This window comes from Mesorhizobium sp. M0166 (assembly GCF_040322255.1).
Lineage (GTDB): Bacteria > Pseudomonadota > Alphaproteobacteria > Rhizobiales > Rhizobiaceae > Mesorhizobium.
Genome location: NZ_JAMYTD010000052.1, coordinates 24,045 through 39,148, shown reverse-complemented (window position 1 = coordinate 39,148; position 15,104 = coordinate 24,045). Strand labels below are relative to the sequence as shown.

At 62.8% G+C, this 15,104-nt stretch carries 14 protein-coding genes and 1 pseudogene; 7 read left to right on the top strand and 8 right to left on the bottom strand.

Annotated elements, in window-relative coordinates; all coding sequences use genetic code 11:
* Positions 1-317: 317 nt before the first annotated feature.
* From NKJ46_RS31215 to NKJ46_RS31205, 3 genes are all read right to left on the bottom strand, one after another.
* Positions 318-926 carry a glutathione S-transferase family protein gene (locus NKJ46_RS31215; protein WP_352670661.1) on the bottom strand — a complete coding sequence of 203 codons (609 nt, stop codon included), beginning with the start codon at positions 924-926 and terminating at the stop codon, positions 318-320.
* 116 nt (positions 927-1,042) lie between these two features.
* Positions 1,043-1,897 (bottom strand): EAL domain-containing protein, encoded by an 855-nt coding sequence (locus NKJ46_RS31210; protein ID WP_352670658.1) that lies wholly within the window; start codon positions 1,895-1,897, stop codon positions 1,043-1,045.
* Positions 1,894-2,787 (bottom strand): EAL domain-containing protein, encoded by an 894-nt coding sequence (locus NKJ46_RS31205; protein WP_352670656.1) that lies wholly within the window; start codon positions 2,785-2,787, stop codon positions 1,894-1,896. The genes NKJ46_RS31210 and NKJ46_RS31205 overlap by 4 nt, the downstream gene beginning before the upstream one ends.
* Before the next feature lie 202 nt (positions 2,788-2,989).
* On the opposite strand from NKJ46_RS31205, the gene NKJ46_RS31200 reads away from it, so the two are divergent.
* Positions 2,990-4,192 (top strand): pyridoxal phosphate-dependent aminotransferase, encoded by a 1,203-nt coding sequence (locus tag NKJ46_RS31200; protein ID WP_352670666.1) that lies wholly within the window; start codon positions 2,990-2,992, stop codon positions 4,190-4,192.
* 6 nt (positions 4,193-4,198) lie between these two features.
* Here the strand turns inward: NKJ46_RS31200 and NKJ46_RS31195 are convergent, their stop codons facing one another.
* Both NKJ46_RS31195 and NKJ46_RS31190 read right to left on the bottom strand, forming a co-directional pair.
* Positions 4,199-4,594 carry a (R)-mandelonitrile lyase gene (locus tag NKJ46_RS31195; RefSeq protein ID WP_352670653.1) on the bottom strand — a complete coding sequence of 132 codons (396 nt, stop codon included), beginning with the start codon at positions 4,592-4,594 and terminating at the stop codon, positions 4,199-4,201.
* A gap of 30 nt (positions 4,595-4,624) precedes the next feature.
* Positions 4,625-5,221, bottom strand: coding sequence for a methyltransferase family protein (locus NKJ46_RS31190; RefSeq protein ID WP_352670650.1), 597 nt, complete (start codon positions 5,219-5,221; stop codon positions 4,625-4,627).
* Positions 5,222-5,367: 146 nt separating this feature from the next.
* Here NKJ46_RS31190 and NKJ46_RS31185 point away from each other — a divergent pair, with 146 nt between their 5' ends.
* From NKJ46_RS31185 to NKJ46_RS31175, 3 genes are all read left to right on the top strand, one after another.
* A complete protein-coding gene (locus NKJ46_RS31185) occupies positions 5,368-6,234 on the top strand; it encodes an alpha/beta fold hydrolase (RefSeq protein ID WP_352670648.1) in 867 nt (288 codons plus the stop codon).
* Positions 6,235-6,400: 166 nt separating this feature from the next.
* Positions 6,401-8,452 carry an elongation factor G gene (locus NKJ46_RS31180; protein WP_352670645.1) on the top strand — a complete coding sequence of 684 codons (2,052 nt, stop codon included), beginning with the start codon at positions 6,401-6,403 and terminating at the stop codon, positions 8,450-8,452.
* Between the two features lie 882 nt (positions 8,453-9,334).
* Entirely contained in the window at positions 9,335-9,832 is a 498-nt protein-coding gene (locus NKJ46_RS31175; RefSeq protein WP_352670642.1) for a methyltransferase family protein, read from the top strand.
* A 260-nt stretch (positions 9,833-10,092) separates the two neighbouring features.
* Here NKJ46_RS31175 and NKJ46_RS31170 read toward each other — a convergent pair whose 3' ends face one another.
* Positions 10,093-10,989 (bottom strand): LysR family transcriptional regulator, encoded by an 897-nt coding sequence (locus NKJ46_RS31170; protein WP_023678345.1) that lies wholly within the window; start codon positions 10,987-10,989, stop codon positions 10,093-10,095.
* Positions 10,990-11,086: 97 nt separating this feature from the next.
* Positions 11,087-12,061: a thioredoxin-disulfide reductase gene (trxB, locus tag NKJ46_RS31165; protein ID WP_352670639.1), complete on the bottom strand. Its 975-nt coding sequence runs from the start codon at positions 12,059-12,061 to the stop codon at positions 11,087-11,089.
* 255 nt (positions 12,062-12,316) lie between these two features.
* On the opposite strand from trxB, the gene NKJ46_RS31160 reads away from it, so the two are divergent.
* The 3 genes and pseudogenes from NKJ46_RS31160 to NKJ46_RS31150 form a co-directional block, all read left to right on the top strand.
* Positions 12,317-12,793, top strand: a complete 477-nt coding sequence (locus NKJ46_RS31160; RefSeq protein WP_352670636.1) for an Lrp/AsnC family transcriptional regulator — start codon at positions 12,317-12,319, stop codon at positions 12,791-12,793.
* Positions 12,794-13,002: 209 nt separating this feature from the next.
* The gene (locus NKJ46_RS31155) at positions 13,003-13,899 is read left to right on the top strand and encodes a DMT family transporter (RefSeq protein ID WP_352670634.1); all 897 of its coding nucleotides are present in this window, start codon (positions 13,003-13,005) and stop codon (positions 13,897-13,899) included.
* 3 nt (positions 13,900-13,902) lie between these two features.
* Positions 13,903-14,145 (top strand): annotated as a pseudogene (locus NKJ46_RS31150) (Lrp/AsnC ligand binding domain-containing protein); the annotation flags it as partial.
* A gap of 380 nt (positions 14,146-14,525) precedes the next feature.
* On the opposite strand, the gene NKJ46_RS31145 reads toward NKJ46_RS31150, so the two are convergent.
* Entirely contained in the window at positions 14,526-15,101 is a 576-nt protein-coding gene (locus tag NKJ46_RS31145) for a D-sedoheptulose-7-phosphate isomerase (RefSeq protein ID WP_352670631.1), read from the bottom strand.
* Positions 15,102-15,104 lie beyond the last annotated feature (3 nt).

The window sequence follows — 15,104 nt, the reverse complement described above, 5'->3', positions numbered from 1 at the left end:
AGGTCATGCGCATCGGCCTCGCCGAATTCCACGCCATCAAGTACGGAACCAAACTCAATCTGCAAAATGTGTGAATCCGATAGGTCTCTATACGGGGAGAAGTGCCCGGCAGGGCGATGAGGGGCAGCGCAACGTATCAGGACTGCCCTTCGCCAAGCCAAGCACGATGTCACAACAAAGGCTGGCGCCGCCCCTCATCTGGCTGCCGCCATCTTCTCCCCGTATAGTGACGGGGAGAAGGACGCCTTCGCCGAAGTTTTCGCCAATCGGCGACGTTGCTCGGCCCAATGTTGCTCAGCAAGATTGGCGAGTTGCACTCAACCTACCCACTCCAGCGGCACATGCCCCGGGTCGGCCTCGACCCTTTTCAGCCAGGCGGCGACCGCCGGATAAGCGTCGAGCTGAAAGCCGCCCGTCTCGGCCGTATGCGTATAGGCATAGAGCGCGATGTCGGCGACGCTGAGCGCATTGCCGGCGAAGAAGCTGCTCCCGGCCAGGTGCTTGTCCATGACGCCGAGCGCCTTGTTGCCGCGCTCCAGCGTCATCGCCAGCCGCTCGGGCGTCGCGTCCCTCGCTCTTTCAGGGAAGGTCAGCAGCGCTCTGCGCACGGCGATATAAGGCTCGTGGCTGTATTGCTCGAAGAACAGCCATTGATAGGCCAGCGCGCGTTCATATCTGTCCGACGGCAGGAAGCGCGTGCCTTCGGCGAGATAGAGCAGGATGGCATTGGATTCGGCCAGCCGGCGGCCGTCGTCGAGTTCGAGCAGCGGCACCATGGCGTTCGGGTTTTTCGCGACATAGTCGGGCTTGCGCGTGTCGCCGGTGTGCGAACTGACCTCGACATTGGTGAAAGCGATGCCGAGCTTGGCCATCAACAGGCGCGGCTTATAGCAATTGCCGCTGTCGATCATTCCATAGAGTATCATCGGTGCTCCCCTTGCTCGCAACCACCCGTCTCGGGGTTTGATCCAGCCTCTATCGCGGCAGCGGCGGCTTCATCCAGTGATTTGTTTTGGCGTAACCATCAGCGCCGCTGATGCATTCATCCGAACAAGGGGATGACGTTGCTATCCCTGCCGAGCAGCCTGTCGATCGACAGCGGCTCCTCGTCGAACAGTGTACCGGCCAGCGCCGGCCGGGCGAGGTAAAAGCCCTGCAGCAGGTCGACGCCGCCATCCAGTGCGACGCGCAGGTGCGTGGCGTTCTCGACGCCTTCGACCAGCACCTTGGCGCCGCGGTCGTGCAGCGTCGAAACCAGCGGCCGGAAAAACCGCTCAGCGGCGGCATGGCGGCAGAATTCGGCGAACCAGGTGCCGTCGATCTTGACGATGTCGGGCTGCACCAGCGCTACCCTTTCTTCGGTAGAATGCCCGGTGCCGAAATCGTCGATGGCGATGCGGACGCCGTCGCGCCGCATCTCACGCGCCAGGCTGACAAGCACCTTATCGCCGGCGGCCTGCTCGGTGATCTCGCAGACCAGCATGCCGGGATGCAGGCCGAAATCCGCCAGATGCCTGGTCATCAGCCTGATTTCGGCCAACGCCCGTGCGGGGTCATCGTTGATCAGCGGATTGTAGTTGAAGAACAGGTCGAGCCCGTCGAGGCCGATGTTGCGGAAGTTGCGCAAATGCAGCACCCGGCACATGGTTTCGACAAACAGCCGATCCGCTGCCGGCACACCTTCGAAGAAGACTTGCGGCGCCACCGGCCTGCCTGCACGATGCGGCTCGATCAGTCCCTCGACCGCGACGGCGGCGAGAAACCTGCCGCGCGGCGCGAAGACCGGCTGGTAGGCGCTCCTCAGCCGGAATGCGCCGTAGACGCCATATTCGATGCCGACCTCGTCGGCAAAGATCGCCTCGCCGACCTTGCGCCGCATGTCTGCCCGCCCGGTCACGATGCCACCCTGCGGCCAAAGGCTCGCATCGGCCGCCGCGATGGCGAAACGGCGGTGGCCACCTTCTCCGTATCGGCCGGCACCGCGGCCGCCTGCCCGCTCTTTTCGAAGACGCGGAAGCTGGTCGGCGCAAGCTCGGGGCGCGCCAGTACATAGCCTTGCACCATCGAAGCGCCCGACTTTTCGGCGAGCTCGAGCTGCCAGCCCGTCTCTATGCCCTCGAACACCGTGCGGATGCCTTGCTCTTCGAAGCTTGTCACCATGGCGGTCAGCAAGGCGAAGCCGGCACCGGATTCCATCAGCGTCATGATCCAGTCGGCATCGAACTTGACGATGTCAGGCCTGAGTTCCTTGATGCGATTGATGTCGGACTCGTCGGCGCCGTAATCGTCGACGGCAATGCGCAAACCATTGCCCCTGAGCGCCTCGACAAAATTGTAGAGTGTTTCCTGCGACGCCGATTTCTGCTCGGTGACCTCGCAGACGACGCGGCGCGGATCGATGTCGGCCTCGTGCAGCACCAGCCGCATGTCGCGCAGCGCCTTGTCGGCGATGCTGCGGTCGGTGAACACCGATGGATCGAAGTTGATGAAGATGGAGGCGTCTCGCGGCAGGCAGGCGCCGGCGTTCAGAAGGTGCAGCGTCCGTGTCAGCGCCTCGATATGCAGGCGGTCGACCGCCGGACAGCTGTTGAAGAAACTCATTGGCGGCTGGGGCTCGCCTTCGCGGAACGGCCGGATCAGCCCCTCGAATGCGACGACGGAAAGCTTGCCCTTGTTGAAGGCGAAGATCGGCTGGAACGCGCTTTGCAGCGTATAGACCCCCCAGACACCGCTGGCGGTGCCGTCGTCATGGCGGATGATATGGGCAAGCCCGATGCTGCGCGTCACGGTTCCTCGCTGTGCGAGACTGGCGGACCGGCTACGGTCCTGCCGTTCAAGCTTTTACCGATCGTTGATGAATTTATCGTTGCCGGTGTTGCGCGCTGGCTCATTCGACAATGCCTGCGCTGGGCTTGCGCTTGACCAGATGATGCGACATGAGAGGCGCCGCGGCGCCTTCGCCGCGCCGGTCGTTCTGGAGATATCTGTCATGGCCTTTCTTGCCGACGTCCTTTCCCGCGTAAAGCCTTCCGCGACCATCGCGGTGACGCAGAAGGCGCGCGAGCTGAAAAACGCCGGCCGCGACGTGATCGGGCTGGGCGCCGGCGAGCCGGACTTCGACACCCCCGACAACATCAAGAACGCCGCGATCGAGGCCATCCGCCGCGGCGAGACGAAATACCCGCCGGTATCCGGCATCGTGCCGCTGCGCGATGCGATCGCGAAAAAATTCAAGCGCGAGAACAACCTCGACTACCGGCCGGAGCAGACCATCGTCGGCACCGGCGGCAAGCAGATCCTATTCAACGCCTTCATGGCGACGCTGAACCCCGGCGACGAGGTGATCATCCCGCGGCCCTACTGGGTGAGCTATCCTGAAATGGTGGCGATCTGCGGCGGCACCTCGGCCTTTGCCGACACCTCGATCGAGAACGGCTTCAAGCTGACGGCGGCCGTGCTGGAAAAGGCGATCACGCCGCGCACCAAATGGCTGCTGATGAACTCGCCGTCGAACCCCTCGGGCGCCGCCTATACCGAAGCGGAGCTCAAGAGCCTGGCAGACGTACTGTTGAAGCATCCCCATGTCTGGGTGCTGACCGACGACATGTACGAGCACCTGACCTATGGCGACTTCGTCTTCAAGACCATCGCCGAGGTCGAGCCTAAACTCTATGAGCGCACGTTGACCATGAACGGCGTGTCGAAGGCCTATGCCATGACCGGCTGGCGCATCGGCTATGCGGCAGGCCCGGTGCCGCTGATCAAGGCGATGGACATGATCCAGGGCCAGCAGACCTCCGGCGCCTGCACCATCGCCCAATGGGCGGCGGTGGAGGCACTGAACGGCCCGCAGGATTTCATCCCGAAGAACAAGGCGATCTTCCAGGGCCGGCGCGATCTCGTCGTCTCGATGCTCAACCAGGCGCGCGGCATCACCTGTCCCTCGCCGGAGGGTGCGTTCTACGTCTATCCCTCCTGTGCCCAGCTGATCGGCAGGAAGACCAAGAGCGGCAAGGTGATCGACAGCGACGAAACCTTCTGCTCGGAACTGCTCGAGGCCGAGGGCGTGGCGGTTGTTTTCGGCTCGGCCTTTGGCCTCGGCCCGAACTTCCGCATCTCCTACGCCACGTCGGAGGCTCTGCTCGAAGAGGCCTGCACGCGCATCCAGCGCTTTACCGCCTCGCTGGCCTGAGACCATTCAGCCGCCATACTGCTCGTCGCTGACCTTCTCCAGCCAGTCGACGTGCACACCGTCGAGCGCCTCCTGCATGGCGATGTGGGTCATCGCTGATTTCGGCGCGGCGCCGTGCCAGTGCTTTTCGCCGGCCGCAAAGGAGACGACGTCGCCGGCCGTGATCTCCTCGATCGGCCCGCCCCAGCTCTGCACGAGACCGGCACCGGACGTGACATAGAGCGTCTGGCCGAGCGGATGCGTGTGCCAGTGGGTGCGGGCGCCGGGCTCGAAGCTGACCAGCGTGGCGCGTAGCCGCGCCGGCGCCTCTTTCTCGATGATCGGCGTCTGCAAAACCCGGCCAGTGAAGTATTTTTCCGGCGCAACAATCGTCGGCACGCTGCCGCAGGCAATAATCTTCATCGTAGCAAGTCCTCGATCCAATCCAGTGTCTTAGAGCCTACCACTTTCGTCCGATGCCGGCTGCATCTCCTGCCGGCTACGGGCAAGGCGCGGCCAGAACAGGCCGGTCCGCGTGCGGTAAGCGTCGTAGGCATCGGCCAACCTTGTCCGCGAAAATTTTCGCTCTTCGTCCAGGGCTGCGATCACGTAGATCGTAACGATGCCGGCGACCGGCACCACCGCCCAGACCGACCAGGTCGCGATACCCCATCCGATCCAGAAGATGATGTAGGACGTGTAGAACGGATGGCGGAGGTGGAAATAGGGGCCTTCGGTCACCAGGCTGTCAGGATTGTCCGGATCGAACGCGAAACGCAGGCGCGCCTTGCGGGAGACCGAGATCGCCCACCAGAACAGCGCCGTACTTGCCAGTTGGATGGCGAGCCCGCCGATCTTCGCTGCAACCGGTTGCCGCTCGATCCACAGCAGTGCAAGGAAGAACAGCGCCGTGCCGACCACGACGGCCGAAATGATCATCGCGCCTTGGGACATGCTCGGCGACTGGAAATGCCCGCGCATCGACCAGGCATATTGGCCGAGCGTCGCGATGCTGCTGATCGAGACGAGAAGGTCAAGCGTGGATTCCATCATCAGGCTCCGGGGGTTAGCTGTGGTGGATTCGGTCATCATACCCGGCAGAAACCGAGAAATCATTTCTTAACCACCGTTCTAAACAACATGGTGACCTCGGCATGCGATGTTGACCTGGAGACAATCCCAAGGTCCAACCAGATATGGCCGTTTCCCACCGCACGATCCGCACGCCGCACGCGGATTTGCGCCTCAGCCAGTCGTCGGGACCCGGCATCCCGCTTGTCCTGATCCACGGCTCGGGCAGTTCGCGCGCCGTATTCGCCCGCCAGTTCGACAGCCCGTTGGCCGCTGCCCATCGGTTGATTGCCTTCGACCTGCCCGGCCATGGCGAATCCTCGGACGCCCGCGATCCGGCGACGGACTACACCATCGCCGGCCTTGCCCAATCAGCGGCTCAGCTCCTCGACGCCTTGGGGATCGGCCGCGCCGTCGTCTTCGGCTGGTCGCTTGGCGGGCACGTGGCAATCGAACTCGCGAGTTTCCACCGCGCCGTCGGCGGGCTGATGCTGACCGGCGCGCCGCCGGTATCGAAGGGCCCTTTCGGCATGCTGCGCGGCTTCCACGCGCATTGGGACATGCTGCTGGCGTCCAAAAAGACCTATTCCGAACGCGATGCCGAGCGCTTCGAGACGCTGTGTTTCGGCGACACCGCCGATCCGTCCTTCCGCAAAACCATCCTGCGCACCGACGGCCGGCTGCGCGCCGCCGTGACGCGCGGCATGCTCACCGGCAAGGGCGCCGACCAGAGACAGGTGGTCGAGCAGGCGGCATTTCCGGTGGCCATCGTCAATGGCGAGAACGACCCGTTCGTCCGGCTCGGCTATTTTGAGACGCTCGCCTACGGCTCGTTGTGGGAGCATTGCCACATCATTCCCGGTGCCGGGCATGCGCCTTTCTGGGAGCGTGCGGACCTGTTCAATCCGTTGCTCGCGCGCTTTGCCGAGACGGTGGCGGTGCAGCGCGTCGACGCAACGCCGCTGGCGTCGCGCCTAACCGGCACCGGCTGAACCCAGCCCCTCAACTTCAAATCCCTTCAACTTCAAATCCCTTGCCCTCCCGGCCTGCCCGTGGGACGATGCCTTTTGGGTAGGTGGCAAATTGAAAAAAGCCTCGCCCGCGACGGCCGACAGGCCGGCCGCCGCTCACAGGGAAACGCCTGAGTGGAGGTCAGCCATGGGTACTCGCGCCGGAGGACGACGCACGGGACCGAAATGCATTGCCATAGTCGGTCCCTTCGCAAGCGGTAAGACGACACTTCTCGAAGCCATACTCGCCCGTACAGGCGCCATTCCCCGCCAGAATCCCGTTTCGTCGGGAAATACCGTTTCCGATCATTCGCCCGAGGCGCGCGCTCACGGCATGAGCGTCGAGGCGACCTTCGCCACCACCGATTTCATGGGCGAGCCGTTCACCTTCGTCGATTGTCCCGGCTCCATCGAATTCTCCTTCGAAGCCGAGCCGGTGCTGGCCGCCTGTGACGTCGCCGTGGTCGTTGCCGAGGCCGACGAGAAGAAGATCCCTGCCCTGCAGCTGATCATGCGCAAGCTCGACGATCTCGGCGTGCCGCGCATGCTGTTCCTGAACAAGGTCGACAAGGCGATATCAGGCGTACGCGACACGCTGAAGATGCTGCAGCCGGCAAGCTCGGTGCCTCTGCTGCTGCGCCAGATCCCGCTGCGCAAGGACGGCGTCGTCATAGGCTCGATCGACCTTGCTCTGGAGCGTGCCTACATCTACCGCGAATATGCCGAGAGCGAGGTCGCCCAGATCCCGAGCGACGACAAGGCGCGCGAGCTCGAGGCGCGCTTTTCCATGCTGGAGACGCTCGCCGACCATGACGACCGCCTGATGGAGCAATTGCTGGACGAGATCGAACCGCCGAAGGACGCGATCTTCGACGACCTCGCCGCAGATCTGCGCGACGGCACGGTGACACCGGTGCTGATCGGCACCGCCGAGAAGGGCAATGGCGTGCTGCGCCTGTTGAAGGCCATCCGTCACGACGCACCCGACATCGAAGCGACGCGCCAGCGCCTCGGCGCTCCCGATGGCAATGCCACCGTGGTCCAGGTGATGAAGACCATCCACACCGCGCATGGCGGCAAGCTGTCGGTGTCGCGCATCCTGTCCGGCCAGGTCGCCGACGCCGCCGAGCTGTTCCTTCCCACCGGCGAGACAGCAAAGGTCTCCGGCATCTACAAGATGCTCGGCAAGGACCAGGTCAAGCTGACTTCGGCCAAGGCCGGCGACACGGTGGCGCTCGGCAAGCTGGACGCCGTCAGGACCTGCCAGACGCTGAGCTCGACCAAGGGCGGCATCAAGCCGCTGGTCACGCTGGCGCCGCCGCAACCGGTCTTCGCCTTCGCGCTACGGCCGAAGGAGCGCAAGGACGAGGTCAAGATGTCGGCGGCCATCCAGCGCCTGGCCGAGGAAGATCCCTCGCTCAACTTGCATCACAACCAGGATTCCGCCGAAACCGTGCTTTCCGGTCATGGCGAGATGCATCTGCGCGTCGTGCGCGAGCGGCTGGAAGGCAAGAACCAGATCCCGGTCGAAGGCCATGTGCCGGCCGTGCCCTATCGGGAGACGATCCGTAAAGCGACGCAGCAGCGCGGCCGCCACAAGAAACAGTCGGGCGGCCACGGCCAGTTCGGCGACGTGGTGCTGGAGATCAAGCCGCTGCCGCGCGGGTCAGGCTTCCAGTTCACCGATACGATCACCGGCGGCGTCGTCCCGAAGACCTACATCCAGTCGGTCGAGACCGGCGTGCGCGATTACCTGAAATCCGGCCCGCTCGGCTTCCCGGTCGTCGATGTTGCCGTCAACCTTTCCGACGGCTCCTACCATGCGGTCGATTCCTCCGACATGGCCTTCCAGATGGCGGCGAAGCTGGCGATGAAGGAAGGCATGGCCGCCTGTTCGCCGGTGCTGCTCGAACCGGTGATGAAGGTCGAGATCGTCACGCCGTCTGATGCGACGTCGAAGATCATCGCGCTGATCCCGCAGCGGCGCGGCCAGATCCTCGGCTACGACGCGCGGCCGGATTGGCCGGGATGGGACGTCGTCGAGGCGACCATGCCGCAGGCCGAGATCGGCGACCTCATCATCGAGCTGCGCTCGGCCACGGCGGGTGTCGCCAGCTATCGGGCCGTCTTCGACCACATGGCCGAACTCACCGGCCGGTTGGCCGACGAAGCGCTGAACGCCAACGGCAAGGCCGCCTGAAACGGCAGCTTGCGGCAAGAACGCTAATGCATGTCGCGCAAAAGTGTGCAGCGGTTTTGCGATAACGACATGCTTCAAACAAGGAAACGGCGCCCGGATCATTCGGGCGCCGTTTCGTTGCGGACCGTCTTCGTGGGAGGCGAAACGGCAGGTCCGCCGCATACTTGCCGCCGGTGCCCGGCGGCGGAGGAAGGTACGGACGCGGTAGCTGCCTGAGCCCGGATCGTCCGAGTGATGCCCCCATCCCCCGGACGAGCCACACCGCGTCCTATGCTCTTCTTAATCGATTTGGCGCGCCCGCGGCATGTTACCCGAGGTTACATGTCACTGTTACGCGACCGTTCCGGCCGATTTTCTGGCGATGTGTTGGTTTCGGGCAACAAAAAAGCCGGATCAATGAAGACCCGGCTGAGTTTGATTGGAAGTGCCTGTTAAGGCTAACCTCCAGAGGGGAACACTCGAGAGCGCTAATGGGAGGAGAACGCGCTCAGGAGATGAGCTATATATGTGCTCTTCATGCCCAAGAAACAAGCATCTATTTTGCAACACACACATGCAAAAAGGCGCCGGCTGTGGTCTAATCGGTCCTGAAGCGCAATAGGACCAGTTGAATCGCTGAAATACGGCGTGCGGCAAGGCAAAAATCGATCCACAGCCGCGAATCAGCAGCGATTCCTGCTCTGAAAGTCGAAAAACGCAGGATGACGTGGAATCGTGCAGCATGCGTTTGTTTTTTCGGCAGCCAGACGCTGCTGGTGCATGCCGCCCAAAAGCCCGCCATCGAGCTTGAGCTGAGGGTGCAGCGGTTTGGGTTACATGCCGGACACGACCTGAAGCGTGTTGCGGGAGACCGTTCAAGGGCGCGCCCGTAAGGAGACCTACATGCGGGCCGCTTCGGCGATCGCCGGTAGCGTCATCTTCCTTGCTGCAGCGCCCGGCGTGGTCGCCGGACTGCTGCCTTGGCTGCTGACCGACCGTTATGGCCTGCCCTGGTCGAGACTGCCCGGTTTCGTTCCTGTGGGCTGGCTGCTGGTTATCGCCGGCACAGCCGTGCTGCTGCATGCCTTTGCCCGGTTTGCCCTGGAGGGCCTGGGTACGCCAGCCCCGGTCGCGCCGACCGAAAGGCTGGTCGTCGGCGGCATCTACCGCCATGTCCGCAACCCGATGTACGTCGCCGTGCTGTCGATCATCCTCGGCCAGGCACTGCTGTTTTCCAGCCGGACGGTCGCCGCCTATCTAGTCATCGCCGCGGCCGCTATGATCTCCTTCGTGAAACTATATGAGGAACCGACGCTTGTCCGCCGCTACGGTGACGAATACGAGGCCTACCGCCGCGCCGTACCAGGCTGGCTTCCCCGCCTGACACCTTGGCGCGGGTAATTTCTGGACGCCGACAATTGGCGAAACCGGCGATACGGCCCCCTTCTCCCGTCACTATACGGGGAGAAGGGCCCGGCAGGGCGATGAGGGGCGGCGCAACATATCAGGACTGCCCATCGCCGAGCCAAGCCAAGTACGACAAAGGCTGGTGCCGCCCCTAATCTGGCTGCCGCCATCTACAGTGACGGGGAGAAGGACGCTTTCACCGAGCTTTCGTCAATCGCCGGCGTTGCTCGGAAAAGTCGGCGCGCTCCTAGAGGCTAAAACGACCAGCTGCGCGCCTTGGCGATGATGAAATCGCGGAAGACATGCAGCTTCGCCTGGTTCTTCATCGCGTCGGGATAGGCGAAATAGGTATCGAAGGACGGCACTTCGGTTTCGGGCAGCAACTGCACCAGCCCGGAATCCTTGCTGACCACGTAATCGGGCAGCATGGCGATGCCGGCGCCGCCCTGCACCGCCCGCTTGATCGACAGGATGTCGTTGATCTGCAGCGTCGGCACCCTTTGCCCGCCTTCGAAATCGCCGACCGTCTCCAGCCAGTTCAGTTCCGACAGATGCGCCGGCACCGGCACGCCGAAGGTGACGATACGATGGGTCTTCAGCTCGGCGATCGAATTCGGCTTGCCGTATTTGTTCACATAGGATGGCGCCGCGTAGAGATGGAAATGCACTGTGAACAGGCGGCGCTGGATGAGGTCCGGCTGCTGCGGCTGGCGCAGCCTGATGGCGCAGTCGGCCTGGCGCATTGTGAGATCGAGTTCCTCATTGGCCAGGATGAGCTGCAGGCTGACCTCGGGATAGAGCTCGATGAATTCCTGCACGCGCTCGGTCAGCCAGCCGGCGCCGAGGCCGACCGTGGTCGTCACCCTGAGCACGCCGGAGGGCCGGTCCTTGGTTTCGGTCAGCCGCGACTTGATGGTTTCGAGCTTCATCAGCACGTCGTGCGCCGTGCGGAACAGCATCTCGCCCTGCTCGGTCAGCACCAGGCCGCGGGCGTGGCGATTGAACAGCGGCACGCCGACATCATGCTCGAGCGCGCTGACCTGCCGGGAGATTGCCGATTGCGACAAATGCAGTGTTTCCGCGGCATGGGTGAACGACCCCGCTTCCGCTGCGGCGTGAAACACGCGTAGCTTGTCCCAATCCAACGCCATGATTTCCCCTCGTCCTGTTTTCTGGCGTCCGCCTGTTATGGCGTCTGAATGAAAAATCAGGCTTTTGCGCGGCTCTTCTCAGCCGCTTGTCGAACAATCACTCCGCCGCTTCGCGGTGAACCTCGATCCCTGCCAGATATTTTTCCGCCTCGAGCGCGGCCATGCAACCGAGCCCCGCCGCCGTCACCGCCTGGCGGTAGATATCGTCGGTCACGTCGCCGGCGGCAAACACGCCCGGCATGTCGGTGCGGGTCGAATCCGGCGCCGTCCACAGATAGCCGTTCGGCTTCTGCTTCAGCTTGCCGGCAAACAGCTCGACCGCCGGCGCGTGGCCGATCGCCACGAACACGCCGTCGACCACCAGATGCATCTCCTGCCCGGTCACCACGTTGCGCAGCTTCAGCCCTTCGACCGAAGGCGGCAGCGGCGCCTTGCCGGGCCGGCCGGTGATCTCGTCGACCACCGTGTCCCAGATGACGCGGACATTGTCTTTCTGGAGCAGCCGCTCGCGCAGGATGCGCTCGGCGCGGAAATCGCTGCGCCTGTGGATGACGGTGACGCTCTTGGCCAGGTTGGAGAGATAGAGCGCTTCCTCCACCGCCGAATTGCCGCCGCCGATCACCGCGACATCCTTGCCGCGGTAGAAGAAGCCGTCGCAGGTGGCGCAGGCCGAAACGCCAAACCCCATGAAGGTATGTTCGCTCGGGATGCCCAGCCACTTCGCCTGGGCACCGGTGGCGATGATCAGAGCGTCGGCGGTATAGATCGTGCCAGAATCGCCCTTGGCGCGGAACGGCCGCACGTTGAGGTCGACCTCGGTGATGATGTCGTTGACGATATCGGTGCCGACATGCTCGGCCTGCCTGAGCATTTCGCTCATCAGCCATGGACCCTGGATCGGTTCGGAGAAGCCCGGATAGTTTTCGACGTCGGTGGTGATCATCAGTTGCCCGCCCTGCTGCAGGCCGGCGACCAGCATCGGCTTGAGCATGGCGCGGGCGGCATAGATCGCCGCCGTATAACCGGCGGGGCCGGAGCCGATGATGAGAACAGGCGCGTGCTTGGTGATCATGAAAAACCTCTGCGGGGAGCAGCCATGGATTGTGGCATGAACTCTCGTCGATTGTTGCGCGTAATGTAAGTGTTGCCTGCGACGCCAGCAAGGCAAGTTGCCGTTCGTCCCCGGAAAGCTTCGGCGACGGCGACGGCGACAAGCAACCCCCAGCAAGATGATGCGAAAATCCTCGATCCAGCGGATGGAATAGACAGCAAAGTCGTTTAACTACAAAGTCGCGAAAGATTCTTTCGCGTCACCACGGAAGCCACCATGCCGATCAAGGCCGATCTCGATGCCATCGACTGGAAGATCCTGCGCGAGCTTCAGCAGGACGGACGCATGACCAATGTCGAACTGTCGGGCCGCGTCGGCATTTCGGCGCCGCCGTGCCTGCGCCGCGTCCGGCGATTGGAAGAGGCCGGTATCATCCGCGGCTACCGCGCTTTGCTCAACGCACCGGCGCTCGGCCTCGACGTCGTCGCCTTCTGCCTGATCGGCCTGCATCACCAGGCCGACGCCGAGCTCAAGACCTTCGCCGAGCGCACCCGCGGCTGGCCGATCGTGCGCGATGCCTGGATGGTGTCGGGCGAATCCGATTTCCTGCTGCATTGCGTGGCGAGTGATCTCGGCACCTTCCAGACCTTCGTCATCGAGGAACTGGCCTCGGCCCCCAATGTCGACACGGTGCGAACCGCGCTGACCATCCGCCGGGTCAAGGATGAAGGTTTAGTGGCGTTCAATGCCTGATCGGGACCACAGCAACCGAAGCTTTGATATTCGACAATAGGAATTCTAAAACACCTATAATATTAATTCCAATATTAATATTCTAATAAATCTGATCGATTTAGGTAAAACTTCCAATATAATTGCCAGTTTAATTCATATTATCGTCTGCACTTACACTCCGAAATTAGACAGGCGAAGCGTTGAGCACGACAGCACTGACACGCTCAATGTCGGCAAGCGACTGGGGGCAGTTGCTGCTTCTGGGTTTTCTGTGGGGCGGCACCTTCTTCTTCGCGCGCATCGCGGTAGCCGAGATCCCGCCACTTGCCCTTGTCCTTTATCGGGTGTCGATCGCCGCCTTGGTCCTGCATTTATGGCTGAGGACGCGCGGCATTTCCTTCGCTCCCGCACTGGCGAGGCCCGGCCCCTTCCTGTGCCTGGCTTTGCTCAACAACGTGATTCCATTCTCCCTGATCTTCACAGGACAAACCGAGATTGGTGCGGGTCTTGCCTCTATCTTCTATGCAACAACACCTCTCTGGACGATCCTCGTTGCAAACCTGCTGACGGCGGATGAGAAATTGTCGGCGACCAAGCTTGCGGGAGTGGGGCTCGGAATCGCCGGAGCCGCCCTCATGATCGGCCCCGGGCTGCTGTCCAATCTTGGTGGCCCTGCCTGGGCGAAGCTCGCCGTGATCGGGGCGGCCATCTCCTACGGCTTCGGCGTCGTCTACGCCAAACGTTTCAAGAACATGAAGCCATCTGTGGTGGCGACCGGCCAACTCACTGCCTCCACCATAGTCATGTTACCGATCGTTTTCCTTCTCTACAGTCCGGAGGCGATCGTGACGTCAAGCGTCCCCATATGGGCGGCAGTGGCTGTTCTCGCGGTCTTCACGACGGCGCTGGCATTCATCCTCTATTTCAACCTGATCGCCTCGGCCGGAGCGACAAACGCTTCCCTCGTGACGCTTCTGGTGCCTGCCAGCGCGATCCTGCTTGGCACGGTGTTTCTCGGGGAAAGGCTGGAGCCGTTCGAGTTCGCGGGGATGACATTGATCATTGCGAGCCTGCTCATCATCGATGGCCGGCTTTTTCGCCGCTGGATGACGCAAAAATCCTGACTTCATCAGGCCGACGCCGAGCTCAAGACCTTCGCCGAGCGCACCCGCGGCTGGCCGATCTTACGCGAGGCGTGGATGGTGTCGGGCGAGTCCGATTTCCTGCTGCATTGCGTGGCGAGCGATCTCGGCGCCTTCCAGACCTTCGTCATTGAGGAACTGGCCTCGGTCCCAAATGTCGATACGGTGCGAACCGCGCTGACCATCCGCCGGGTTAAGGATGAACGGCTGGTGGCGTTTTCAGCTTGAGAGACCAGGCAAAGCGCCTGAGAGACAAAAACCGGAAACAAAAAAACCCGCCTCGGCGGGCGGGTCGTCGGTGGGAATCATCACCATACCCAAATTAGTAGCATAGCTGCCGGCACAAAGCAAGAACAAAATGTGGCGGCCTCGACGAATTTGCCGATCTCCCCCCTTGCGGGGGAGATGCCCGGCAGGGCAGAGGGGGGTGTGACGGATCGCCAAACGTCCGATTTCGACTCTCTACCTACCCAAATCAGCCCGTTGGCCGAGGATTGCTGTAATTGCTTGACAGGTCGGAGGGGCAGCACCCCCCTCTGGCCTGCCGGCCATCTCCCCCGCGGGGGGAGATTGCAGCTTCGCCGACGGCATCAACTCCGAATGCCCGATCACCCCACGTCGCAGAGGCGCGTTTCGACCATTTCGCAGAGATGGTGGTAGAGGCACAAATGCCCCTGCTGGATGATCGGCGTCGAGGTCGAGGGTACGCTGAGCAGGACGTCGGAGAGCGGCTTCAGCTTGCCGCCGGTCTCCCCGGTCAGGCTGATCACCGTCATGCCCATCATGCGCGCTTGTTGGGCGGCGGCGAGGATGCTTGGCGAATTGCCGCTGGTCGAGATGGCGAGCAGCACGGCGCCCGCCGCGCCATGCGCCTCGACCTGGCGTGCAAACACCGTGTCGAAGCCGTAATCATTGCCCCAGGCGGTCAGCACCGCCGCGTTGGCCGGCAGCGCGATGACGTTGTAGGCCTTGCGCTCCCTGAGGAAGCGGCCGACCAGCTCGCCGGCGATGTGGATGGCGTCGCTGGCCGAGCCGCCATTGCCGGCTATCAGCAGCGCCTTGCCCTGCGAAAGCGCGGCGACGACGGCGCTGACCGCCCGCTCCATCTCGCGGGTCAGGTCGCGCTCGACCATTGCCGAGATCGCGGCCGCCGAGCGGGCCAGGTAATCGTTCAGTTCGGACATGAA

Coding starts and splice junctions, on each gene's coding strand:
- NKJ46_RS31215 (WP_352670661.1), bottom strand. CDS start 926: ATGATACTCTATGGAATGATCGACAGCGGCAATTGCTATAAGCCGCGC.
- NKJ46_RS31200 (WP_352670666.1), top strand. CDS start 2,990: ATGGCCTTTCTTGCCGACGTCCTTTCCCGCGTAAAGCCTTCCGCGACC.
- NKJ46_RS31195 (WP_352670653.1), bottom strand. CDS start 4,594: ATGAAGATTATTGCCTGCGGCAGCGTGCCGACGATTGTTGCGCCGGAA.
- NKJ46_RS31190 (WP_352670650.1), bottom strand. CDS start 5,221: ATGGAATCCACGCTTGACCTTCTCGTCTCGATCAGCAGCATCGCGACG.
- NKJ46_RS31185 (WP_352670648.1), top strand. CDS start 5,368: ATGGCCGTTTCCCACCGCACGATCCGCACGCCGCACGCGGATTTGCGC.
- NKJ46_RS31180 (WP_352670645.1), top strand. CDS start 6,401: ATGGGTACTCGCGCCGGAGGACGACGCACGGGACCGAAATGCATTGCC.
- NKJ46_RS31175 (WP_352670642.1), top strand. CDS start 9,335: ATGCGGGCCGCTTCGGCGATCGCCGGTAGCGTCATCTTCCTTGCTGCA.
- NKJ46_RS31170 (WP_023678345.1), bottom strand. CDS start 10,989: ATGGCGTTGGATTGGGACAAGCTACGCGTGTTTCACGCCGCAGCGGAA.
- trxB (WP_352670639.1), bottom strand. CDS start 12,061: ATGATCACCAAGCACGCGCCTGTTCTCATCATCGGCTCCGGCCCCGCC.
- NKJ46_RS31160 (WP_352670636.1), top strand. CDS start 12,317: ATGCCGATCAAGGCCGATCTCGATGCCATCGACTGGAAGATCCTGCGC.
- NKJ46_RS31155 (WP_352670634.1), top strand. CDS start 13,003: ATGTCGGCAAGCGACTGGGGGCAGTTGCTGCTTCTGGGTTTTCTGTGG.
- NKJ46_RS31145 (WP_352670631.1), bottom strand. CDS start 15,101: ATGTCCGAACTGAACGATTACCTGGCCCGCTCGGCGGCCGCGATCTCG.